Origin of the sequence: Nonomuraea sp. NPDC049750 (assembly GCF_040659625.1) — a bacterium.
Lineage (GTDB): Bacteria > Actinomycetota > Actinomycetes > Streptosporangiales > Streptosporangiaceae > Nonomuraea.
The window spans coordinates 13,531-38,027 of the sequence record NZ_JBFANB010000062.1 but is presented as its reverse complement, the minus strand read 5'-3'; the positions used below and the strand labels follow the sequence as shown (position 1 = coordinate 38,027).

The 24,497-nt window shown below is 72.6% G+C and carries 10 protein-coding genes; 9 read left to right on the top strand and 1 reads right to left on the bottom strand.

Annotated features, from left to right (window positions below):
• The coding region (locus AB0J16_RS59020) for a hypothetical protein (protein WP_358558010.1) at window positions 1-943 on the top strand (943 nt) is incomplete at its 5' end.
• Between the two features lie 46 nt (window positions 944-989).
• On the opposite strand, the gene AB0J16_RS59015 is transcribed toward AB0J16_RS59020, so the two are convergent.
• On the bottom strand, window positions 990-2,177 hold the full coding sequence (locus tag AB0J16_RS59015; protein ID WP_358558008.1) for a helix-turn-helix domain-containing protein: 1,188 nt from the start codon (window positions 2,175-2,177) through the stop codon (window positions 990-992).
• A gap of 465 nt (window positions 2,178-2,642) precedes the next feature.
• On the opposite strand from AB0J16_RS59015, the gene AB0J16_RS59010 reads away from it, so the two are divergent.
• Genes AB0J16_RS59010 through AB0J16_RS58975 form a run of 8 tightly spaced genes read left to right on the top strand, consistent with a single transcriptional unit; the run spans window position 2,643 to window position 24,477 of the window.
• On the top strand, window positions 2,643-4,712 hold the full coding sequence (locus AB0J16_RS59010) for a S8 family serine peptidase (RefSeq protein ID WP_358558005.1): 2,070 nt from the start codon (window positions 2,643-2,645) through the stop codon (window positions 4,710-4,712).
• Window positions 4,709-6,673: a S8 family serine peptidase gene (locus AB0J16_RS59005; RefSeq protein ID WP_358558002.1), complete on the top strand. Its 1,965-nt coding sequence runs from the start codon at window positions 4,709-4,711 to the stop codon at window positions 6,671-6,673. Before AB0J16_RS59010 ends, AB0J16_RS59005 begins: the two co-directional genes overlap by 4 nt.
• A complete protein-coding gene (locus AB0J16_RS59000) occupies window positions 6,670-8,634 on the top strand; it encodes a S8 family serine peptidase (protein ID WP_358557999.1) in 1,965 nt (654 codons plus the stop codon). Before AB0J16_RS59005 ends, AB0J16_RS59000 begins: the two co-directional genes overlap by 4 nt.
• A 17-nt stretch (window positions 8,635-8,651) precedes the next feature.
• Complete coding sequence (locus tag AB0J16_RS58995; RefSeq protein WP_358557996.1) at window positions 8,652-13,199, top strand: DUF6603 domain-containing protein; 4,548 nt, start codon at window positions 8,652-8,654, stop codon at window positions 13,197-13,199.
• On the top strand, window positions 13,196-14,380 hold the full coding sequence (locus tag AB0J16_RS58990) for a kelch repeat-containing protein (protein WP_358557993.1): 1,185 nt from the start codon (window positions 13,196-13,198) through the stop codon (window positions 14,378-14,380). Before AB0J16_RS58995 ends, AB0J16_RS58990 begins: the two co-directional genes overlap by 4 nt.
• Entirely contained in the window at window positions 14,377-17,460 is a 3,084-nt protein-coding gene (locus AB0J16_RS58985) for a hypothetical protein (RefSeq protein ID WP_358557990.1), read from the top strand. Before AB0J16_RS58990 ends, AB0J16_RS58985 begins: the two co-directional genes overlap by 4 nt.
• Window positions 17,457-22,685 (top strand): hypothetical protein, encoded by a 5,229-nt coding sequence (locus AB0J16_RS58980; protein ID WP_358557987.1) that lies wholly within the window; start codon window positions 17,457-17,459, stop codon window positions 22,683-22,685. Before AB0J16_RS58985 ends, AB0J16_RS58980 begins: the two co-directional genes overlap by 4 nt.
• Window positions 22,678-24,477, top strand: coding sequence for a hypothetical protein (locus AB0J16_RS58975; RefSeq protein ID WP_358557984.1), 1,800 nt, complete (start codon window positions 22,678-22,680; stop codon window positions 24,475-24,477). The genes AB0J16_RS58980 and AB0J16_RS58975 overlap by 8 nt, the downstream gene beginning before the upstream one ends.
• Window positions 24,478-24,497: the final 20 nt, after the last annotated feature.

The window sequence follows — 24,497 nt, the reverse complement described above, 5'->3', positions numbered from 1 at the left end:
AACAACTGAATCGGACCCGGGCCCGGCGGCCGGGGGCCCGGCCCCCGCGCCCGCCTTTCTGGGAGACACCATGCGCCGCTACCTCGCTGCCCTGCTGACAGCCGCCACAGTCCTCACCGCATCGTGCGCCCAGGCCCTCCCGAGCGATACCACCACCCCGGACGGCGCCGCCCTTCGCCTGCCTCTGGACGACTATCAGCATTCCCCCACCCAGGCCCTCACCGTGACCAACGCCTACCGCGTCCTCCTCATCCGCTGCGCGCGGCGCCACGGCCGCACCCTTCCCATCACCTCCTCTCCCCGCCCCCTGGTCGGCCCCCGAACGTGGATGGAACGCCGCTACGGCCTCACCGACGCGGCCGATGCCGCCTCCTACGGCTACGGCCTCGGCCCCCGCGACCCGGCCCGGCACCCGCCCGAGACCCCCGACCTGGACCCCGCCACCATTGCCGTCATCACCGGCACCGGTGACAAGGCCCCGCCGGGCGGCTGCCAGGAGCAGACGCGCAAGGCCCTCGCCATGGCTCCCGCGGGCGCCGATCCTTCGCTTCCCCAGCACCTGTCCATGCTCAGCTTCCAGCGCTCCCGCACCGATCACCGCGTCCAGACCGCCGTCAAGGAGTGGTCGGCCTGCATGCGCGCCGCCGGCCACTCCTACGCCAACCCTTTCGACCCCATAGCCGACCCGGCCTTCCGTGACGGAACGTCCGAGAAGGAGCTCGCGACCGCCCGGACCGACCTCGCCTGCAAGAAACGGACCAACCTGGTGGGCGTCTGGCTCTCCGTCGAAAGCGCCTACCAGCGGAGGATGATCGCCCAGAACGCCACCGCACTCCAGGAGGCCAAGCGGGCGAACCAGACCATCCTGCGGCTCGCCCAGGCGGCCCTCGACGCCGAGATGCGGGCCCCGGCGTCGACGAGCGGCGGCTCTCCGGCCAATTGACACCGTGAACGGGCCCAGGCGCAGTCGTTCGCGGTGCGAAAGGAGGTCAGGGCTGGTCGCGCCAGGCCTCGGCAAGGATGCGGGTGACGGCGGTGCTCAGCACTCGTACGCCGCGGGTTGAGCCGGGCTCGATTCCGACCAACTCCCGAACCCGTCTGAGCCGGTAGTCGAGAGTACGGGGGTGCACGCGTAGTGCTATCGCGGTGGACATCCGGTTCATGTCGTTGCGGTAGTAGGCGTCGAGCGTGGCCACCAGGTCGGGACCGCTCGCCAGCCGCCGGGTCAGCTCGCGCAGCCACTGGTCGACCTGCGGCATCTGGGCCGCCCCCAACTCCGCGAACACGTCGGCCACGCTGTACACCTGGCGGGGGACGCTCTCCACGGGTGCCGCCTGGCAGACCTTGCGGGCCAGCGAGAGCGGGTCCGCCAGTGCGTGCGCCCGGCCCGGGGCCACGCCGACCGAACAGGGCCCGGACAGCTCGGCGAAGTCGCGGATCAGGGACAGCGCCTGGGACCGCGCCGCCGCCTGCCCGTCGATCGGGTCATCGCCGCCGCAGGGCACCAGCGCCGCGAACTCATCCGGCTTGTGCCAGGTCAGCGGGAAGCGGTGGTGGTTCAGCAACGTCTTGACGACCTCGTCGCGCCGCAGGTTGTCGTGCCGGCCGCCGGAGATCCGGGCGATCGTCACCAGGTAGTGGGCCTGCGTCGGCAGGTCGAGTTCGCCGGCCAGCTGGGGCGCGGCGGGATCGTCGCAGAGAAGCATCCGGGCGAGCATCTGGATCCTGGCCACGACGGGCAGGAAGCGCTCCTGACCTTTGAGGTATCCGCGTGTGTAGGCGTTCTGCGCGGTAAGGCCATGGTGGGCGATCCACCCGAGGATGCGCATGACGTCGCCAAGGTCGTTGGGGCCCGCCGCCTCGTGGATCTCGCGCAGCGTGAGATTGGCGTGCAGGAGCAGAACCTGCCGCTGGGATGCCAGCGAGACGCCCACCTCGCCCCGTGCCGCGCCGACCGAGGCCATGTACGCCTGGTCCTGCCCGGTGAACGCCTGGTCCTCCGCGGCCAGCTCGATGGTGCGGCGCCGCAGAATCACCGCGAAGTCCAGCATCGCGGCGGACCCCCGAGCCTCAGCGGCCAGGCTGCGGTAATCCGCGAGCTCGCGGGTGTACACCTCGACCGCACGCCGGGCATTGGCATCCAGGCTGCTGCGTAAGGTCCGGAACAGGTTGCCCATATCGGCTCTCCTTCACATCCGGCCGTCATCCGCGAGGGGCCACCCGCCACCTACCGACGCCATGGCGAACTGTGCCGATCTCCGCAGGTCCCTCGCTGACGCGGTTCATGAAGACACTGGACTGGGCGGCCTCACGGGGTCTGCTCGTCGATCTCGCACTTGGTGAAGACCCTTGGGTGGCCGCCGCCGTTCTTCAGCCACCAGTACATCCACGCCGTTCCAGTCAAGTCGACGCTGACGGCGAAGTCGAGCGCGATGGAACGCGGTGGAACGCCTTTCTAGGTAAGGCGGCTCTGCCTCGGGGACATGCCATCGCGGAGCCCGCTGGGGGTTCATGCCGACCGCCGGGGTGCGTGGTCGGCGCCGGCTCGTCCACTCCAAGGAGGATGCAGTGATCGACCGTGTCCAAGACCGGTCCGGCCGAGGCTCGCGGATCGAGTCCGCGGCCGGAGAGCGGGATGAGCGATGACGGGGGAGCCCGGCCCGGGGGTGCGGGATTTCCGGCTGATGGTGGCGCCGGAGCCGTTCGACCCTGCGGCAGTGGAACCGTCCCACCAGGAAGTGTCCCGCCGAGAACCCGCCCGCCAAGAGCCGCCCTCCAGTGAGTCGCTCTCCAGTGAGTCGTCCCACCGCGAGCGTCCCGCCGCGACCCCTGCGGCGCGGGCGACGGTCGTGCAGTTCGCGGCGTTGCTGAGCGAGCCCGACATCGCCCGGCTCAAGGCGGCGTACGGCCTGCGCCTGGACAAGTTCATCCCGAACCTGGCCTACCTGGAACGCCTGGACACCGCGACCGCCGACCGCGTACGCGCGGACTTCCTGGTCAGGGCGGTCATCCCGTTCCCGCAGGCGTCGAAGCTGTCGCCCACGATCCCCGCCACGGGGCCGCTCGACCTGACGATGGTGTTGTTCGAGGACTCGGACTCCGTCGCCGTCACGGCGAGTCTGACCGCGCTCGGCGCGCGGGACATGGCGACGGCCGATGACCGGGAGAGCGGCGGGCGGCTGCGGTTGCACCTCACGCTCGACGACCCGTCCAGGGTCGCCCAGGCCGCCGCGATCGACGACGTCATCTGGATCGAGCCCGAGCCCGAGTTCACCCTCATGGACGCCGGGTCGGCACGGGTGCTCCAGTCGGGCGACCCGTCCAGCGGCCCGGTCTGGATCCACAACCTGCACGGCGAGGAGCAGGTGATCGGGATGATCGACCAGGGCGGCGTCGACCTGGACCACTGCTTCTTCGCCGACAACCCGCCGAACAAGCCCGGTCCGGACCATCGCAAGGTGGTCCGGGCGTTCAACGAAGGCGTCGTCGGCCGGCACTTCATGCAGATGGCCGGCATCATCGCCGGTGACCAGCTCGGCTTCTCCGGCAATCACCCGAACCGTGGCGGCGCGTGGGCCGCCAAGCTCGTCACCCGCAGCCTCGGGGACCTGAAGCGAGAGAAGATCAATACGGGTTTCGCGGTCTTCAGCCTCGAGACCCTGCTGAACGCGTCGAGAAAAGAAGGCGCGAGCATCCACAACCTGAGCTGGGGCATCGGCAAGGTGGCGGCCTACGACGTGCTCGCCCAGGACGCGGACAAGTTCAGCTTCGAGCACGAGGACCAGTTGCTGGTCGCGGCCGGCCAGAACCGGGAGCAGGGGACGGAGAACCTGCCGCCCGGGATCGCGTTCAACACGCTCTGCGTCGCGGCCACGAAAGCCTTTCCCGACCACATGTCGCGGGGCAACGGGGTGGACGGGCCGACGCCCGACGGCCGCCGTAAGCCGGACCTCATGGCGGTCGGCTGCGGCATCACCACCGCGGCGATCCCTACGCCCTCTCCCAAAGGCCCGTTCTGCGACGTGGAAGTGATCGCGTGCGGCTGCAGCGCCGCGACGGCGAACACCTCGGCTGCGGCCGCGCTGGTGCGCCAGTACTTCCAGAGGGGCTTCTACCCTGCCGGGGAACCGCGGAAGGACAAGGTCATCAAGCAGCCGTCAGGAGCGCTGATCAAGGCGGTGCTGCTCAACTCGACCGTCCGCATGACCGATCATCCCGGCTACCCGAACGACATCACAGGCTGGGGGATCATCCAGCTCGACCGGACGCTGTTCTTCAAGGACACCAGCCGCCGGGGGTTGATCGTCAAGGACGTCCCGAAGAGCGCCGGCCTGCGGATGGGCGAGACGCGTACGTCCCAGTTCTTCGTCAACGGCGACACGGAGCCGCTGAAGATCACCCTGGTGTGGGTCAACCGGCCACCGTCCGAGCAGAACCTGCCGCATCCCCGGGTGGACGCCATCAGGTTCGAGGTGGAGGACTCCCAAGGAAACTTCTACATGGGCAACGACCTCGACGGGATCAACGGGGTCTCGCGGAAGCTGGCGACGGCCCCGGCCAGCCCGCCGGACGCGATCAACAACGTCCAGATGGTCATCGTGAATCAGCCCACTCCAGGGACCTGGAGGATCCGGCTGCGCCAGTCCGGGCACCAGGAGAAACAGCGCTACGCGCTCGTGGTCTCCGGTGACGTCGCCGTGGACGAGCTATGACGGCCCGGCGCCCCGACTTCCGGCTGATGGTGGGGCCGGAGCCGTTCGATCCCGTGGAGCTCGCACAGGAGAGTCCCGTGGAGCTCGTGCAGGCGAGCGCGGCGGCCGGGCCGCAGGCGACGGTCGTGCAGTTCACGGCGTCGCTGAGCGGGCCGGACGTCGCCCGGCTCAAGGCGGCGTACGGGCTGCGGCTGGACCGGTTCGTCCCGAATCTGGCCTACCTGGAACTGCTGGACGCGGCGACGGCCGACCGGGTGCGCGCGGATTTCCTCATCCGGGCTGTGACCCCGTTCCCGCAGGCGTCCAAGCTCTCGCCCGACATCCCGGCGACCGGTCCGCTCGCTCTGACGGCGGTGTTGTTCGACGATTCGGACGCCGCGGCCGTCACGGCGAGCCTGACGGCGATCGGCGCGCACGACGTCGCGGCGAGCGACGCCCGCGAGTTCGGCGGCAGGCTGCGCCTGGTCTTCGGGCTCGACGACGTGACCAAGGTCGCCCAGGTCACGGCGCTGGAGGACGTCACGTGGCTCGAACCGGCGCCCGCGGTCGAGAACCAGGACGTGCCGTCCGCCCAGGTGATCCAGTCCGGCGACCCGGCCCGGGGCACCGTGTGGGATCGGCACCTGCACGGCGAGGACCAGGTGATCCAGATCATCGAAGAGGGAACGCTCGACCTCAACCACTGCTTCTTCGCCGACGCCGCCCCGAACAGGCCGGGCCCGGGCCATCGCAAGGTGCGCGCGCAGTTCAAAAGGGCGAACACCGCGCCCGACAGCCACTTCATGAAGGTCGCGGGCATCGCCGCCGGTGACGAGCTGGGCAACTCCGGCCAGCACCAGGACCGCGGCGGCGCCTGGGCCGCGAAGATCGTCGCCAACGACAGCGCCGCGCTGCGCGACCTGGGCCCGAATCACCGCAGCGTCCACCAGTTCCTGGAGGACGGGAGGGGCGTCGGCGCGACCGTCCACAACTTCAGCTGGGTCAACGCCCTCACCGTGCGCTATGAGTCCACGGCCCGGGACGTGGACGCGTTCTGTTTCGCCCGCGAGGAGCAGGTGGTGGTGGCCGGCGGGCCGAACACGCGGCCGAACTCGAGGAACATGCCACCCGGCATCGCGCTCAACGCGATCTGCGTCGCGGCGGCCAGGGCCCACCCCGGCCACCTGACGCGGGGCAGCGGCGTGGACGGGCCCTCGTTCGACAGCCGCCGCAAGCCGGACCTGATGGCCGTCGGCTGCGGCATCAGGACCTCCGTCCTGCCACCCGCGCCGCCCCAGGGCGTGTACTGCGACACCGCCGTCCAGACGTGCGGCACCAGTTTCGCGACGCCGAACGCCTCGGCCGCGGCCGCCCTCGTACGCCAGTACTTCACGCAGGGCTTCTACCCGAACGGCAAGCCCGAGCAGGACAAGATCGTCAAGCAGCCGTCAGGCGCGCTGATCAAGGCGGTGCTGCTGAACGCGACCGTCGACATGACCGGCCACCCCGGTTACCCGAGCGACATCGAGGGCTGGGGAATCATCCAGCTCGACCGGGCCCTGTTCTTCGAGAACGGCACGCGCAAGCTGATCGTGCACGACGTCAGGAGCGCCGCCTCCATGGCGACGTCCGCGACCCGCTCGTACGGCTTCACCGTCGACAACGCGGGCGAGCAGCTGAAGATCACCCTCGTCTGGACGAGCAAGGCGATGACCGAGGTGGCGCCGTTCACCCCGGACCCCATCCGGTTCGAGGTGGAGGACCCCGCCGGGGGCTTCTACATGGGCAACGACTTCGACGTGCCCAACGGGGTCTCCCGGAAGCTGGCGGCGCCCCCGAAAGCGCCGCCCGACATCGCGAACAACGTCCAGATGGTCGTCGTGAACAACCCCGCTCCCGGCCCCTGGACGATCCGGCTGCGCCCCGTGCTCACACGGGCGCCGCAGGGCTTCGCGCTGGTGATCACGGGGGGTGTGCGATGAGGAGTGAGCGACAGGACTTCCGGCTTCTGGTGGGGCCTGAGCCGTTCGACCCCGTGGAGCTCGTACAAAAGAGCGCGGCGGCCGGGCCGAAGGCGACGGTCGTGCAGTTCGCGGCGTTGCTGAGCGGGCCGGACATCGCCCGGCTCAAGGCGGCGTTCGGGCTGCGACTGGACCGGTTCATCCCGAATCTGGCCTACCTGGAACGGCTGGACGCGGCGACGGCCGACCGGGTGCGCGCGGACTTCCTGGTCCGGGCCGTGGCCCCGCTGCCACAGGCGTCCAAGCTCTCCCCGGACATCCCGGCAACCGGGCCGCTCGACCTGGTGGCCGTGCTGTTCGACGACTCCGACGCCGACGCCGTCACGGCCGCGCTGACGACGATCGGCGCGCGCGACATCGCCACCGTCGACGGCCGGGCGTTCGGCGGGCGGCTGCGCCTGCGGCTCACGCTGGCCGACGCGGTCAAGCTCGCCCAGGTCGCGGCGCTGGAGGACGTCACGTGGATCGAACCGGTGCCGACGATCGTCGACGCGGACGTGCCCTCCGCCCAGACGACCCAGTCCGGCGACCCGGCCCGCGGCACGATCTGGGCGCACGACCTGCACGGCGAGGACCAGGTGATCCAGGTCATCGAGCGGGGCACGCTCGACCTCAACCACCGCTTCTTCGCCGACGCGGCCCCGAACAGGCCCGGCCCCGGCCATCGCAAGATCCGCGAGCTGTTCAACCCGAGAGGGGCCACGCCCCAAGGCCACTTCATGAAGGTCGCCGGCATCGCGGCCGGTGACGAACTGGGCAACTCCGGCAACCACCAGGACAGAGGCGGCGCCTGGGCCGCGAAGATCGTCGGCCACGACGCCAACCTGATCCTCGCCCCGCCGGACAAGACGTCTCCGGACGGGAACCGCCGCCCGCGCAGCCTGCAGGAGCTGCTGGAGGACGGGAGGGGCGCCGGGGCGACCGTCCACAACATCAGCTGGAGCACCAATATCCGCTACGACGTCGTCGCCCGGGACCTGGACGCCTTCTGCCTGGCCCGCGAGGAACAGGTGGTGATCGCCGCCGGCGAGAACACGGGGGTGAGCCCGAAGAACGCCTCGCCCAGCGTCGCGTTCAACGCGCTCTGCGTCGCGGCGGCCAAGGCCTTCCCCGACCAGATGTCGCGGGGCAGCGGCGTGGACGGGCCCTCGTTCGACGGCCGCCGCAAGCCGGAGGTGATGGCCGTCGGCTGCGGCATCAGGACTTCCGTCCTGCCGCCGACGCCGTCCACGGGCCTGTACAGCGACACCGAGGTCCAGCCCCGGTGCAGCACGAGCTTCGCGACGCCGAACGTCTCGGCCGCGGCCGCCCTCGTACGCCAGTACTTCAACCAGGGCTTCTACCCCAAGGGCCGGCCGGTGGAGGGCAACCGCAACCCCAGCCCGTCAGGAGCGCTGATCAGGGCGGTGCTGCTGAACGCGACCGTCGACATGAAAGGTCATCCCGGCTACCCGACCGACACCGAGGGCTGGGGGCTCATCCAGCTCGACCAGACCCTGTTCTTCGAGAACGGCGCCCGCTCGATGATCGCGATCGATATCCCGAGCCGAGCCGGTCTGCGCCTGGCCGAGACCCGTACGTACCGCTTCAACGTCCATGACGCGAGAGAGCCGTTGAAGATCACCTTCGTGTGGGTGAACCGGCCGCCGTCCGAGGGCCAGACCACCCCCACCGTGCAGGCGATCAGGTTCGAGGTCGAGGACCCGGCAGGAAACCTCTACTCGGGCAACGACTTCGACGTGCCCAGCGGCTTCTCCCGGCAGCGCAAGACCAGCCCGCCCGTTCCGCCCGACATCACCAACAACGTTCAGATGGTCGTCCTGCCGAGTCCCGTCATCGGTCCATGGATGATCCGGCTCCGCCCCTACGTGAATCTTGAAACCCAGGGTTACGCGCTGGTCATATCCGGCGGCGTGATCTAGACCGGAGGTATCCCGCGATGGCATTGTCCGTCGAATCCCTGATGCTCGAGGTGGGCAAGGCGTTCGCCCCTTTGGAGCAGCGGCTGCGCGGTGACGAGATCCCGCTGCTGTTCGCCGAGATCGGCCTGCCGGCGCCCGGCGTCGTGCTGGCCGCGCAACCCGTGCGCGACGCCGTGGACGGCGCCGCCACGGCGCTGAGCGGACTGCCGCGCTCGCTGTCCGACCTGGCCGCGGCGATCGAGGCCGAGGACGTGGACCGGATCGCGGAGAGCGTGGCCGCGATCAGCAAGCTGGTCACGACCGTGGCCGACGCGGTCGGCGTGGTGGCCGGCGCGATCCGGGCGGCCGCGGCGGCGGCCGGGCCGAACCGGGCCGAGGTGGAGGCGTTCGCCGGTGAGCTGCCGGAGCGGCTGTTCGGCTTCGCGCTGATCACCTACCTCCAGGACCGCAAGCCGATCGTGGCGAACGTGCTGGAGCTGATCGGCGTCCTGGAGTCGACGCCGATCGCGGCGACCCCCGCGGCGCCCACGCATGTGCGCCGGGTGCTGCGCCTGGACCGGCTGAGCGGCTTCCTGCGCGACCCCGTCGCCACCCTGACCGAGCTCTACCGCTGGGGCGGCCCGGACTTCGACTGGGACCTGCTGCTCCAGCGCCTGTCGATCTTCCTGACCACGGTGTCGCACTTCGCCTTCCCGCAGCCGGGGCCGCCGCCGTTCCTGCGGGTCGCCGGCGTGGACATCGGCAGGACCGATGACCAGATCCCCGGCGTGGCGGCCACGTTGCGGCTCGACGCCAAGGACCATCTCGAGCTCATCGTGCCGGTCAACGACTCCGTGGCGCTGGTCGCGACGGCCGACGCGGCGATGGAGGCGGGGGCGGCCGTCGAGCTGCTGCCGCCCGCCGACCTGCGGGTCGTGCCGCCGTCCGGAGAGGTGCGCGGCTCGGTGCGGTTCGGCGTCCAGGCGCCGCCCGCCGCCGGCGGCCCACCGCTGGTCATCCTCGGCACCGCGGGCGGCTCCCGCGTCGAGGCGCGCTCCCTGCGCATCACGGGCGGGGCGGACCTCGACTGGAACGCCGCCGCCGGCCGCGCCGAGGGCGAGCTGGTGCTGGAGGCCGCCGTCGAGGGCGGCAAGATCGTGCTGAACCTGGCGGACGCGGACGGCTTCCTCGCGTCTATCCTGCCGTTCGGCTCCATCCAGCTCGACGCCGACGTGGGACTGTCCTGGTCGAGCGCGACCGGGCTGCGCTTCCGCGGCACGGGCGGGGTCGAGGCCGACATCCCTGTCGACCTCCAGGTCGGCCCGGTGGAGATCCGCTCGCTGCACCTCGGCCTGCGCTTGACCGACGACGGGGTCGCCCTGGAGGCGTCAGGCACGGTCGGCGCCCAGCTCGGCCCGATCGCGGCCGTGGCCGACAGGATGGGCGCGGTGATCAAGCTGTCGCGGAAGGACGGCGCCCTCGATCTCGACGTCGGCTTCAAGCCGCCCACCGGAGTCGGGCTGAAGATCAACGCGAACGGCGTGTCCGGCGGCGGGTTCCTGTCCTTCGACCCCGGCCGCGGCGAGTACGCCGGCGCGCTGGAACTGGAGATCGTCGACCTCATCGCGGTCAAGGGCATCGGGCTCATCACCACCCGCCAGCCGGACGGCTCACCGGGCTTCTCGCTGCTCATCGTGCTCACCGCGGAGTTCCCCTCCGGCATCCAGCTCGGCGCCGGATTCACGCTGCTGGCCGTCGGCGGGCTCCTGGGACTCAACCGGAGGATGGACCTGCGGGCGCTGATCGAGGGCGTGCGGACCGGGGCGATCGAGTCGGTCGCCTTCCCGAAGGACGTGGTCGCGAACGCGCCGCGGATCCTGTCCGACCTCGGCCGGTTCTTCCCCGCCCAGCAGGGAACGTTCCTCATCGGCCCGATGGCCAAGATCGGGTGGGGCACTCCGCCCCTCATCACCGCCTCGGTCGGCCTGATCATCGAGGTGCCGGGCAACATCGCGATCCTCGGCGTCGTACGGGCCGCGCTGCCCTCTCCCGAGGACCCGCTGCTGCTCCTGCAGGCCCAGTTCCTCGGCGCGCTGGAGCGGGACAAGGGACGGCTGTGGTTCTTCGCCAAGCTCGTCGAGTCGCGCATCGTGGGGATGACCGTCGAGGGCGGGATGGGCCTGCTGGTGGCCTGGAGCGGCGACCGCGAGCTGATCGTGACCATCGGCGGCTTCCACCCGGGGTTCCACCCGCCGCCGCTGCCGTTCCCCACGCCCAGCCGGCTCGCGGTGGACCTGCTCAACCGGGGCAAGCAGCTCATCCGGGTGACTGGCTACTTCGCGCTCACCCCCAACACCGTGCAGTTCGGCGGCGGTGTCGAGGTGCGGCTGGGGTTCAGCTCGTTCGGGGTCGAGGGCCATCTCACCCTCGACGGGCTGATCAACCGCGACCCGTTCCGCTACAAGGCGCACAGCTCGGGGCACGTCTCACTCAAGGCGTTCGGCGTCGGCGTGTTCAGCCTCAGCCTGGACCTCACGCTGGAGGGCCCGGCCCCGTGGCGGGTGCACGGGCGCGGCTCGATCGGCTTCCTGTTCTTCTCCATCTCCGCCGACTTCGACTTCTCCTTCGGCGAGGAGCTGGCGCTGTTCGTGCCGACGGTTCTCGGGCTGCCGCTGCTGGTCTCGGAGATCGCCAAGAACGAGAGCTGGGAGACCCGGCTGCCGGGCGGCGGCGTCCGTACGCTGGTCTCCCTGCGCAGCCTCCCGGCGGGTGAGGACCTGGTGCTGCACCCGCTCGGCACGCTCGTCGTGCGGCAGCGGGCGCTGCCGCTGGGCGTCCGGGTGGACCAGATCGGCGGGCAGCCGATCACCGACGGGCGGCGCTTCAGCCTCACCACACCGCGGAACGGCGGATTCGTCGAGAAGTCGGTCACCGGCGAGAAGTTCGCGATGGCCCAGTTCCAGAAGATGTCCGACGCGGCCAAGCTGTCGCGGCCCTCGTTCGAGACGCAGGACGCCGGGCTGGAACTCACCTCCGACCAGGGCGATCTCGCGACCGCCCGGGTCGTGCGCCGCGCGGTCCGCTTTGAACTGCACCTGATCGACAGCGCCGCCGCGCAACCGGCAGGGGTCGCGCTCGCGGCCGCGGCCGGCGCGCCTGTGCAGCGCTTCCACAGCGTCAGCGAGCCGGTGTTCGACGAGCTGCTGCGCGGTTCGAGCACCAGCCGTTCGGGGCTGTCGGCCAGGCAGGCCAGGCAGCGGCAGCCGTTCCTGGCCGAGGACACCGTGCGGATCGACGAGCAGCGCTTCGTGGTCGCGTACGTGAAGAGCAACCGCCAGGCCTTCCCGCCGAGCCGGCCGGGCACGACCACGCGCCGGGTGCCCTCGACGTTCCGCAGCCGTGCGACGGCCGAGGACGCGCTCGCCGGATTCGTGACGCTCGACCCGAATCTGGCAGGGCAGCTGCACGTGATTCCGGCGGCCGAGGCGGCCGTCACGCCGGGTGTGCCCGGCACCTGGTCGCCCGCGGGCGTGCTGCCCGCACCGGTGTCCGAGGTGGATCTCTTGCCGCTGCAGAACGGCCGCGTCCTGATCGCCGGGGGCACCGCCCCCGACGGCTCGCCCGTACCGGTCACCCAGTTGTTCGACCCGGCGGGCGACTCGTGGGCCACCGGGCCCGCGCTCGGGGCCGCGCGCAGGCGGCACGCCACCACGCGCCTGCAAGACGGCCGCGTGCTCGTCACAGGCGGGCAGGGGAGCGGGCACGCGCCGCTCGCCTCCGCCGAGCTCTTCGACTCGGCCGCGGGCCGGTGGACCCCGGCCGCCGGCATGGCCGTCGCCCGCCACGGGCACTCGGCCACGGTGCTGGGCGACGGCCGGGTGCTGGTGGCCGGCGGCAGCGGCGCGCGGGACGGGCAGGAGGACGGCGCTCTCGCCTCCGCCGAACTGTACGACCCGGCGAGCGCCACGTGGACCACCACGGGAACGCTGAGCAGCGCCCGCACCGGCCACCAGGCGGTCCTGCTGGACGACGGCCGGGTCCTGGTCACCGGCGGCCTGCTGCCCACCGGCGCGGGCCGCGCCGAGCCGCTGGCCTACTGCGAGGTGTTCGACCCGGTCAGCGGGGCGTGGAGCACCACCGGCAGCCTCGACACGGCGCGGGCCGGGCACCAGGCCGTCCTGCTCACCGACCACCGGGTGCTGGTGACCGGCGGCGACCCGGTCGTGGCCGCCGACGGCACGCTGGACCCGCACAGCCTCGCGAGCGCCGAGCTGTACGACCCGGTCAGCGAGGTCTGGAGCCCGGCGCGGCCGATGCCGGACGGCGGCCGCTCCGGCCACCGCGCGATCCTGCTGCGCTCCGGCGAGGTGCTGGTGACGGGCGGCACCGGCACGCCCGAGCGGAGCGCCGGCTTCCGGTCCGTCATCTCCTACGACCCCGGGTCCGGCACTTGGCGCACGCTGGGCGGCCTGCTCCTGGGCCGTAGCGCCCACGTCGTCGCTGAACTGCCCGACGACCGGGTGCTGGCCGCCGCGGGCGTGGCCGGCACCGACCCCACAGGCACCGGCGAGGTGCTGATCCCATGACCAACGAAGGAATGACCATCATGCCCAAAGCCACCGAGCCACCCGCCGGAACCTGGAAAACCGCAGGCGACCTGCCCACCCCGGCCGTCTGGCACGGCCAGCACGACGGGCCTGTGCTGCTCGCCGACGACACCGTGCTGGTGGCCGGCGGCGCCGACGCGGCAGGCGGCTCGCTCGCCGACGCGGCCCTGTTCGGCAAGAAGCAGGGCGCCGACCACGACACCTGGGAGCGGGCCGACCCGATGGGCACGCCCCGGCGCCTGCACTCGCTCACCCGCCTGGCCGACGGCCGCGTCCTGGCCGTCGGTGGCCTGAACGGCGGCACGGAACAGGGCTCCGCCGAGCTGTACAACCCGGCGACGGGGCACTGGACCCCGACCGGCGGCCTCATCACCCCCCGCTGGGGACACAGCGCGACGCTGCTGGACGACGGCAGCGTCCTGGTCGCCGGCGGCAGCGCCTCGCGCCCCTCGGGCGGCACGGTCGCGCTGCGCTCGGCCGAGCGGTTCGACCCCGGCAAGGACAAGTGGCGCTCCGCGGGTTCCATGAGCGACGCGCGCACCGCCCACACGGCCGTACCGCTGCACGGCGGAATGGTCCTGGTCGCGGGCGGCACCGCGCCGGTCGGCGCCCCCGACGACCCGGCGCTGGCGTTCTGCGAGCTCTACGACCAGGCACGCGACAAGTGGACGCCCACCGGCAGCCTGATCAGCGCCCGCAGGCACCACCGCGCGGTCCGGCTGTCGGACACCAGCGTGCTCATCACCGGCGGCACCGCGCCGGGCTCGCCGGGCACCGCGCCGTACGACCCGTTCAGCCGGCGCACGGCCGAGGTGTTCGACCTGGACACCGGCAAGTGGACCGAGGTGAGCGCGATGCCCTCAGGGCGCGCGCTGCACCGCGCCGTCCTGCTGCCCGGCGGCCAGGTCATGGTGGCGGGCGGCGCGTCGGGCGACCGCGACGAGTCCGGCTTCCGCAGCGTGCTGGCCTACGACGTCACCGGTGACGCGTGGGCGTCCGTGCCGGGCCTGGTGACGGGCCGGTGGTCGTTCGCGGCCGTCGTGCTGGCCGACGACAGGGTGCTGGTCGCGGGCGGCGTCGCCCGTTCCGGGCTGGCCGCCGCCGGCCCGGCCGCCGTCGAGCTGACCGCGACCTCCGAGGTGTTCGGGGAGACCTCGTGACCGCCAACGCCTACACCTTCCTGCCGTGGTTGCGTGCCGGGATCAACACCCGGATCACGGCGGACCCGGGCACGGCCGCGCGGGCCAGCGTCCAGATCCCGCTCAACGTCTCCGGTGAGGGGCTCGACGGTGGCACGATCACCCACGACGCCGGGCGTTCCGTGCAGTTGTACGGGCCGGGCGACGTGGTCGGCGTGGACCCGCGGGCGATCACGCGGACCGAGCCGCGGCCGGGCACCGCCAACGTGGAGCCGAACTTCCTCGCCCACATCGAGTTCGTGGAGGAGGACTTCGCCTGGCGCTACAGCCCCGCGCCGTCCGGCCCGTCGATCGCGCGCCTCACCCCGTGGCTCGCCCTGGTGGTGCTGGCTGCCGGCACCGAGTTCGCCGACGCCCCCGGCACAGACCCGCTGCCCGCCATCGACATCATCGACCCGGTCCATACGATGCCGCCCGCCGACCAGCTCGGCGCCTGGGCGCACGTCCACGTGAACGGCTCGCTCGCCGGCCCGGTCGTCACCGACAGCACGGCCGGCCCGCTGGCCGCCCTGGACACGGTGCTGACCACCGACCCGGACAGCGCCTGCTCGCGGCTGATCTGCCCGCGCCACCTGCGGCCCGAGACCGCCTACGAGGCGTTCCTGGTGCCGGCCTTCGAGACCGGGCGGCTGGCCGGACTCGGCTTCGACCCGGCCGGAGCGCCGGGCGCGCTGTACTCGAGCTGGGGCCCGCCCTACGCCAACCGCCCGGTCGGCAACCGCATGCCGTACTACCACCGCTGGGCGTTCCGCACCGGTACGGCCGGAGACTTCGAGTTCCTCGTACGCCAGTTGCGTCCCCGCCGAGCCGACGCCCGGGTGGGCGTGCGGGAGATCGACGTGCACGACGGCCCCGGCTTCGACCTGCCCGGCATCCCCGAGCAGGGCGGCGTGCTGCCGCTCGGCGGCGCGTTGCGCGTGCCGGAGAGCGTCGATCCCAGGGAGAACTGGGACCACTTCGCCGACCCGCCGTCGCCGTCCCCGCTCTACCCGCACCCGTTCGAGCAGGAACTGGCCCGCCTCATCAACCGGGCCGACGACTTCCAGCAGCCGACGTCGGGACCGGACCCGTTCCTCACGCCGCCGCTGTACGGCCGGTGGCACGCGCGCACCTCGCGCCTGCTGTACGACCGGGACGGCACACCGGTGTCCACGCAGGACAACCACAACTGGGTGCACCGGTTGAACCTGGACCCGCGCTTCCGCGTCGCCGCCAACCTCGGCGCGCAGGTGGTGAGGGACCACGACGAGGAGCTGATGGCGGCCGCCTGGGCGCAGGTCGGCGACGTGCTGGCGGCCAACGGCCGGATCCGGGCCGCCCAACTGGCCCGCGAGGTCGGCCACGCGCTCCAGACCCGCCACCTCGAACTGCCGGCGGGCACGGCGCGGACCGCGGCGGCCGCCGCGCCTTCGGGACGCGCGCTCACCCTCACCGCCCCGGCCCACTCCCGGGTCACCACCCCCGTCAGCGCCGCGAACTCGCTGGTGGCCGGGCAGGACAGTGAGGTCGCCGTCGGGTTCCACGTGGCCGGAAGCCGGGTCGCCGCCGCGCCCGTCTCGCCCGCCATGCGGCGGATCATCCGCCCCGGCTCGCGGCTGATCCGCTCGCTGGACTTCGCCGAGGGCCCACGGCCGGACGCCCTGCTGTTCCGCATGGACGACGCGGTCAACCCGGTCGTCGCCGTGCCCGTCAAGATCACTCCCGGCGCGCTGGTCACCCCGGCCGACGTCAACGCCGTGCTCCACCCCGACCGGCCGCCCGGCGCGGACCCCGTGGACGTCCTCGCGCACAGCCCCGACTTCGTGCTGCGCTCGCCCGGCGACCCCGTCACCCCGCACGCCAGCACCGCCGACAGCGCCGAGGCGACCCGGTTCAAGAGCGCGCTGCGCGAGCTGCACCAGGCGATCGACGCCGGGGTGGCGGTCGGTCAGACCCCGCAGCCGGTCCCGCTCGACCTGGGCACCACCACGACGGCCACGCTCACCGGCCTGCGTTCCGACACGACCGTGCCGCGCGCGCTGCTGGACGGCTCCGTCAGTCTGCCGGAGCGCCTGCGGCCGTTCGCGGAGGCGTTCACCGAGGCCATGGCGTACCCGGTGTTCGACCTGCCGATGTTCCGGGCGCTGCTCGGCTTGGGGATCGACGCGTTCGTACCGAACCTGAACCTGCTGCCGCAGAACACGTTGACGCTTCTGGACAACAACCACGAGTTCATCGAGTCGTACATGGCGGGGCTCAACCACGAGATGGCCCGCGAGATGCTGTGGCGGGAGTTCCCGACGGACCAGCGCGGCACCCCGTTCCGCCAGTTCTGGGACGCCGTCACCGCCCTGCCGGAGCCCGGGGTGTCGCCCGCGGACCGCCGGGAGCGCGACTACGACATCCCGCCGATGCACCGCTGGCCGCTGACGGCCAGGCTCGGGGAGAACTCCAACCCGCACGACGGGATCGTCCTGGTCGTCAGGGGCGAACTGCTCAAGAAGTACCCGACCACCGCCATCTACGCGCACCGGGCCGAATGGCCGCCCGGACCTGACGGCCTGCCCGACAAGTCGCAGCAGCGCCGCCTGGTCACGATCACCGGTCAGCCGACGACCGAGCAGATCCAGCTTCCCCGCTTCGAGGCCACCGTGGACCCGGACATCTATCTGATCGGGTTCGGCCTCACCGCCGACCAGGCGATCGGCGGTCCCGACGACCCCGGCTGGTTCTTCGTGCTGAAGGAACGTCCGGGCGACCCCCGCTTCGGCCTGGACGACCGGGACCCCGGCGCGCCCGCCGGGCCCATCGAGGTCTGGAACGACCTGACCTGGAGCGACGTCGACCCCGCCGGACACGGGTTCCTCACGCTCGACCCCGCCGTCACCGTGCCGCTCGCCGGGCTGGACGGATCCGACGACGCGGGCAAGCTCGACCAGCACGGCGAGGACGAGAACCTGCCGCTGTGGTCCAGCGGGCTGGGCTCGGCCGACCTTGCCTACATCCTCCTTCAGGTGCCCGTCATGGTCGCCGTTCACGCTCAGGAAATGGTGCCCCGATGACCGCGCTCAGCGACGCGTTCCCGGTTCTGCTCGCGCCGGTGCGGGTCGAGACCCGCTTCACCGCCACGGAACTGCTGGTCCGGGTCTTTCCGGACGAGTGGGCCGTGGACAAGTTCGAGTCCAAGCCCACCGACGCCGAGATCACCGCGATCGACGCGTACTGGACGGCCCGCTGGGCGGCCGGCGGCCGGGCCGCGCGGCTTCAGGCCGCCTGGCAGGAGCTGGCCACCCGGATACCGGCGGGCCGCGCGGCGTGGCTGCTGCGCGGCCGTACCCCGGAGAACCCGGCCGAAGAGCCCACCGGGGCGGGCGACGACGCCGTGGTGCTGGTCATCCGGTCCGCCGCGGCTCCGGCCGCCAACAACCGGCAGCCGTCGATCGTCTATTGGAGCGCGGTGTGGCGGGCGCACGGCGACCGGCTGCGGTTGCGCCAGGCCGACGCCGCGCTGCTCGCCTCAGTCGGAACCGCCAGGGCGAACACCATCCGCGCCAACCGGCCGTTCGGGCTGGACGGCGCGCTGACGAGCCCGACCGACAACGTGCTCGTCGCGTTCCTGGTGCTGAAGCCGCCCGCTCTCGGCACGACGGCGACGGACGCCTGGACGCAGGGCGCCAAGGCCGGTCTGCTGCCCGACCGGTTCCAGGTACTCGCTTTCAACGGCACTCGCCAGGTGGTGTCGGTGACCGGCGCCACGGTGCCGGCCACGCTCGCGGTGAGCCCGGACCCGGGCTCCGGCGACCAGATCTCCGTCAACGAGCAGACCGGCGTCCTGCACGTGCCGGACGCGCTGCGCTGGCTCGTCGACTTCGACCGGGCCGTGGCCGTCGGCATGGGCGTGCGGATCCCGCTCACCGACGAGATCCGCGGCGGGGTGGAACGGCTCGTCGTGCTGGGCCTGCGCGAGCAGGCGGCGCCCACGCAGACGGCCGCCGACCTCACCGAGCTGATCAAGCGCCATCTGCGCGGCCCGGACGGGTTCGCCCTGCTGCCGCAGGGCACGCCGACCAACAACTCCGAGGTCCGGCCGGCCGGTCAGGACGAGGAGGACGAGGCCGCCGCCGCGCTGCGCTCCTCCAGCGGGATCGCCGCCGCGGCGGCGCAGGACTGGACGACGAGGACGGACGGCAGGCAGCTCACCGACCTGCTCGGCATCGACTCCGGCGTCCTGTCCGGCATGCCGAACGCGGACGGAACGGACCAGCGCGACGCCCGCGCGGCCAACACCGCGCTGTGGCCGGCGACGTGGGGCTCCTTCCTGCAGACGACGCTGCACCCGCTGCTCGGCCCGGACGCCGTCGCCAAGACTCGCGACTTCTTCCAGAAGTACGTCTCCGGCCGTGGCCCGCTGCCCGTGGTGAAGATCGGGCGGCAGCCGTACGGGATCCTGCCCACCACCGCGTTCTCCCGGCTGGCCTTCCCGGACTCCGCGGGGCACCGGCGGGCACTCAACCGGGTCCTGACCGAGGCGGGCAAGGATTGGGCCGCTGCCGCCGCCCAGGTGCCGCACCTGGGCGACGGCGCGAGCGACGCGCACCAGCAACTGCTCGACCTGGTCGCGCTGCACCCGACGTCGACCGAGTACCACCAGCGCTACGCGCAGAGCCTCGAGGACCTGTTCAACCGGGAGAACCTCGCCGGGCTCGGCGGCACCGTCGTGTCCACGGTGGAGCAGCTCGGGCTGGCCGCCCCGGTGCGCGCCCTGCTCAGCCGGTTCGGCGCGGACACCGGCCCCGGCCGGGACCCTGACCTGCTGCGGCGGCTGTTCGCCGACTTCCACCAGCCGATGCTGGCGCCGCTGGTGGACGACCGGCCGCTGTCGGAGAGCGCCCACATCCGGCCCTACACCACCGACGGGCGCGACTATCTGACCTGGCTGGCCGCGCTGACGCGTACCAACCTGAACGGGATCCGGCTGGAGTCGGGCTTCGCCGAGGGCCGGCGCCCGGCGACGCTGCTGTACCTGCTGCTGCGGCACGCGATCCTGCTCGGCTGGGACGAGGCGGCCCGCGCGCTCACGGCCGCGGCCGGCCAGTCCGCCGGGCCGCCGGTCGACCCGCCGTTCATCCACGTGCACCTGCCCGGACCCGGCGAGGACGCCACCAGCGAGAGCCGCTTCCGGCTGCTGTACTCGCCCGCCCCGCTGGTCACGGGCAGCCCCGATCAGCTGCTGGTCAACTTCATCCCGTCGGCGCTGAGCAAGCAGGCGCCGGACCAGCCGGGCCCGACGGCGGCGCTCGCCGACCAGGCCCGCGCGCTGGACGTCCTGGCCACCTTGCCGACCGCCCGCCTGGAACGGCTGCTGGCCGAGCACCTCGACCTGGCCACCTACCGGCTGGACGCGTGGCGGCTGGGCCTGGCCACCGAACGGCTCGCCGAACTGCGGTTCGCGCCCGACGGCACCGTACGGCCCGGCCTGCACCTGGGGGCGTACGGCTACCTGGAGAACGTCCGGCCGCAGGCCATCGACCGGCTGGAACCCGTCTCTCTGACCGGCCCGCTGGCGACGGTGTTCGCCGGAGCCCAGCCGCTGCTGCACGACCCGGAGAACGAGGGCTTCGTGCACGCGCCGTCGCCCGGCCACGCCCGTACGGCGGCCGTCCTGCGAGCCGGGTACGTCGCCAACGCCGACCGGCAGAACCCGGGCCCCTTCGCGGTCAACCTCGGCGCGGACCGGGTCAGGCTCGCGCTGTCGATCCTCGACGGGATGCGGCGCGGCCAGTCGCTCGGCGCGATGCTGGGCTACCGCTTCGAGCGCGGCCTGCACGACCGCAGCGGCCACGGGACCGAGGTGGACAAGTTCATCGCGGGGCTCAGGCTGGCCTTCCCACTGCGCTCGGGCAAGATCCCGCAGTCCGTGGCCGCAGATCAGGACAAGCCCGACGAGATCGGGCAGGTCGAGGCGCGCAACGTGATCGACGGCCTGGCCCTGGCCCGCCATCTGACCAGGAGCGGCGCGTCGCGTACGTACCCCTTCGGGCTGAAAGGTCTGCCGGAGGCGGACGCCGATCAGACCAACGCGATCAGCGAGGAGGCCGAGCGGCTGCTGGCCGCCAACGACGCGGTCGCCGACCTCGCGGTCGCCGAGGCCACGCACCAGGCGCTGGGCGGCAACCCCGAGCGCGCCTCCGCGACCCTCGACGCCTACGCCAAGGAAGGGCTGCCGCCCGAGCCCGAGGTGGTCAGGTCGCCGCGCAGCGGCACCACGCTCACCCACCGGTTCGGGCTGCGGCTGAAGGCCGGACTGCACCCCGGCAACGACGACACCCCCCGCGCGCAGGCGGAACCGGCCGTGGACGACTGGCTGCCGAGCCTGCTGCCGCGAGATGAATCCGTCGCCGCGCGCGTCACCTGGACCGACCCGGTCAACGGCCACGCCCACGAGAGCGTGGTCACCCAGGACGACGTCGACCTCGCGCCGATCGACCTGCTGTGGACGGTACGGCCGACCGACCAGGCGGCGATGACCGACCTGGACGACCGGATCATCGGCGTCGTCGTGAAAAGGGATGACCCGCGCCCGGACGCCGAGCTCACCATCCGCTACACCGACCGCGTCGACGGCAAGGTCACCTTCTTCGAGCTGTCGCCGCTGATCACCGCGCTGCGCACGCTGCTGACCACGGGCCGGCCGCTCAAGCCGACCGACCTGGTGCCCGCCTCCGGCCCCGTCACACTCGACCGTACGCTGGACGACGCCGTGTCGGTGCCCAAGCAGCGCCCGGTCGCGGTCCGCGAGTCGCTCGACGACCTCGGCGACGACGTGGACGACCTGCTGGGCGACCTCGTCCGGCTGTACCCGCCCGCCCCCGCGCAGCCGCGGCGCGACGACATCGTGGAGGACATCGACACGCTGCTGACCCGCTACGCCCGGCTGGTCACCACCGCGGCCGGGTTCGGCATGGTGCGCAGCGGCTGGGGCGAGGTGACCGCCTGGCGGCGCGGGGTGTTCTCCGAGGTGCTGGCGGCCGCGGCCGTGACGGCGGCCAGGATGGGACGCACGCTCGCCAAGGCCGACGCGCTGCTCGCCGCCTACGACGCGCTGCCCCGGCGCACCCCGGACGACGAGCGTTTTCGCAGGTTGCACGAGGTGGAGCCGCTGCTCACGACCGCGCCTGACCCCGACCCGCCGGACCGGCCCGACCGGTTCCGCGACGCCATCGGGCGCCAGCGCGACATCTTCGCCCGGCGCCAGGACGATCTGGAGGACGTCGCCAGGACCGACCGTACGAAGCTGAGCGAGCTGCTGGAGCAGGTCGGCGACCTGCTGCCACTGACCGGACTCGACCCGGCCGGGCTGGAGCTGACCCCGGTGCTGGACAAGGTCGTCGCGTTCGGCGCGGAGCTGCTGTCCAGGACGCGGGCGCTGCGCGAGGAGATCACCGCCCGCCTGGCCGCCGCCACCGCCGCGCTGACCAGCGCCGACAACGCCGTCACCGCGCCCGACCGCGCGAAGGCGACCATCGAGGCGCTGCGGGCGCTGCTCGGCCCGGACGCGCTGGTCGTGCCGGAGTACACGCTGCCGAAGGATCTCGGCGACGACCTGCACGACGCGTTCGACGACAGCGACGACCTGGTCAGGCACCTCACCCGGGCGCCGATCTCCCGGGACTTCCCCGTCGACGACTGGCTGCACGGCCTGGCCCGCGTACGGGAGATGCCGCGGCTGTGGGAGCGGGTGACGCTGCTCAGCGACGCGCTCAGGAACGAAGACCTCGAGGACATCGAGGACCGGGAGCCGCGGCTGCGGCCGATCCAGTTGCCGCTCGTGAACGGCGACCACTGGCTGGCCATGGAGCTCGCGTCGGGCGCCACCATCGACCAGGACCGGCTGCTGTTCACCGCGCACTACGCCGACGACCCGCCCGACGGGTCCGGGCCCGCCAGCGGCCTGCTGTTCGACGAGTGGACCGAGGTGCTGCCCACCGACCGGGAGACGACCGGCATCGCCGTGCACGCCGACAGCCCCGACTCCGAGCCGCCGCAGAGCATGCTGCTGGTCGTGCCGCCCGTGACCACCGGGTCGTGGCGGGCCGAGGACCTCGTCGCGGCGGTCACCGAGACGTTCGACCTGGCGCGTACGCGGCTGGTGGAGCCCGCGCAGCTCGACGGCACCGGGTACGCCCAGCTGCTGCCCGCGACCCTCCTGTCCGCGACCCGCCAGCCCATCACCATCAGCACCGATCTCGCCGTCGCCAACGCACGATGGAAGGCCGACCATGAGTGAGCCCCGTATCGCCGACCTCCCCGCGGCGCTGGCCCATCGCGACTTCCCGACGGTGGGCCTGTGGAACCGCCTGGAGGGGCGCCCCCGTACCACCGACTTCGGCAGGGCGCTGCGTGCCGAGGTCCGTGACCCGCTGTGGCTGCTGGCGCGGCAGTGGCAGCTCGGCGAGTTCCGCGCCACCGACGGCGGCTCGCCGGTGACGGCCACGTACTCGGTCGTGGCCAGCCCGCTGACCCGCTTCCGCCCCGACACCGACCCGGTGAGCCCGCCGGGCGCGCTACCCGCCGGGCGTCCCCTGGAGACGGTGGCGGAGAGGCGGCCGCTGCCGTTCACGTTCGGAACCGAGCCGATCTCGTTCGACCTGCGGCTGTCGCTGGGCCGCCGCTGGCTGAAGCTCGTGGCGCGGGCCTCGCTCCAGCACAACCGCGAGGTCGCCGAACAGTACGTCGCCCGCTACCCCATCACCCTCCCCGACCCGGACGCCGAGGCCGACGCCCAGCGCGTGGCCCACCCGGAGGTCTGGGCGGGCACGCAGGCGGTGGCCGGCCGCCGGATGGACGGCTACCTGCTCTACCAGCATGTCAAGGGCGGCGGAACGGCCGCCGACGGGATCACCGGGCTGCGGCGGCAGGACCGCGACGCGCTCAACGCCCTCGGCCCCCGCCTGATCGCCTGGTTCGACCAGCTCATCGACCAGCCGGGCGCGACCAGCCCCTGGGACCCGCGACGGCTGGAGCACCGCTTCTCGGTCGCCGCGGCCGGCCCCGGCGGCGAGACGGTGCTGTCCGCGCCCGAATACCCGGGCGGCGAGCTGGACTGGCACGCGTTCTCGACGGCCCACGACGACACGCTCGGCGGCGCCGGTGCCACTCCGGCCGCGCTGAACCGCACCGTGTTCCCCACACCCGCCCGGTTCACCGGCATGCCGCTGCCGCGCTGGTGGGCGGTCGAGGACGGCCGTACGAACTTCGCCGCCGTCACCCCCGACAGCACCGACCTGGCCCGGCTGATCTTTCTCGAGTTCGCGCTGGTCTACAGCAACGACTGGTACATCCTGCCGTGCGACGTGCCGACCGGCACGTTCGCGGCGATACAGGGGCTCGCGGTGACCGATGTGTTCGGCGCCCGCCGCTGGATCACCCCCGCCGGCGCGGGCGCCGAACACGACTGGCAGCAATGGTCGATGTACGTCCACGGCGACGCGCCCGGCCTCCTGCTGCCGCCAGGAACGCCGAAGGTGGCCGACGGCCCGGCGCTGGAGGAGGTCCAGCTGGCCCGGGACGAGAACGCCAACATGGTGTGGGGCATCGAGCAGACCGTCCGCATGCCCACCGGCGACCCGCGCCCCGGCGCGGAGGCCGCCGCCGAGACCCTCGCCTTCCGCCGCCGCCGGCCGCGCCCGACGACCCGGCTCGACGACTCTCGGGCGGCGCTCGCGTACCGGGTGATGAGCTCGGTCCCGGAGCACTGGATCCCGTTCATCCCGGTCCACGTCCCCGGCGACAACCGCAGCGTGCAACTGCAGCGCGCCACGATGCCCAGCGAGGTGGACGGCAGTCCCGTACCGGCCAGGACCGCCCTGCTCCGCGAGGGGTTCGACGCCGGGAACTCGTACTTCATCAACGAGGAGGAGGTCCCTGTCACGGGCACCCGCCTGACCGCCGCGTACAACCGCACCCGCACCCGGACCGGCCAGGTGATCGTCTGGCTCACCGTGCGGCGGGACACCGGCCGCGGCGGGCGCTCCAGCGGTCTGGCCTTCGACCTGCTGACCGACACCGCACCCCAGTGACGTACGGGCCGCTGCTTCCC

What these genes read in the sequence shown, in the direction of transcription:
- AB0J16_RS59015 (WP_358558008.1), bottom strand. Translation starts at nt 2,177, where the DNA reads ATGGGCAACCTGTTCCGGACCTTACGCAGCAGCCTGGATGCCAATGCC.
- AB0J16_RS59010 (WP_358558005.1), top strand. Translation starts at nt 2,643, where the DNA reads ATGACGGGGGAGCCCGGCCCGGGGGTGCGGGATTTCCGGCTGATGGTG.
- AB0J16_RS59005 (WP_358558002.1), top strand. Translation starts at nt 4,709, where the DNA reads ATGACGGCCCGGCGCCCCGACTTCCGGCTGATGGTGGGGCCGGAGCCG.
- AB0J16_RS59000 (WP_358557999.1), top strand. Translation starts at nt 6,670, where the DNA reads ATGAGGAGTGAGCGACAGGACTTCCGGCTTCTGGTGGGGCCTGAGCCG.
- AB0J16_RS58995 (WP_358557996.1), top strand. Translation starts at nt 8,652, where the DNA reads ATGGCATTGTCCGTCGAATCCCTGATGCTCGAGGTGGGCAAGGCGTTC.
- AB0J16_RS58990 (WP_358557993.1), top strand. Translation starts at nt 13,196, where the DNA reads ATGACCAACGAAGGAATGACCATCATGCCCAAAGCCACCGAGCCACCC.
- AB0J16_RS58980 (WP_358557987.1), top strand. Translation starts at nt 17,457, where the DNA reads ATGACCGCGCTCAGCGACGCGTTCCCGGTTCTGCTCGCGCCGGTGCGG.
- AB0J16_RS58975 (WP_358557984.1), top strand. Translation starts at nt 22,678, where the DNA reads ATGAGTGAGCCCCGTATCGCCGACCTCCCCGCGGCGCTGGCCCATCGC.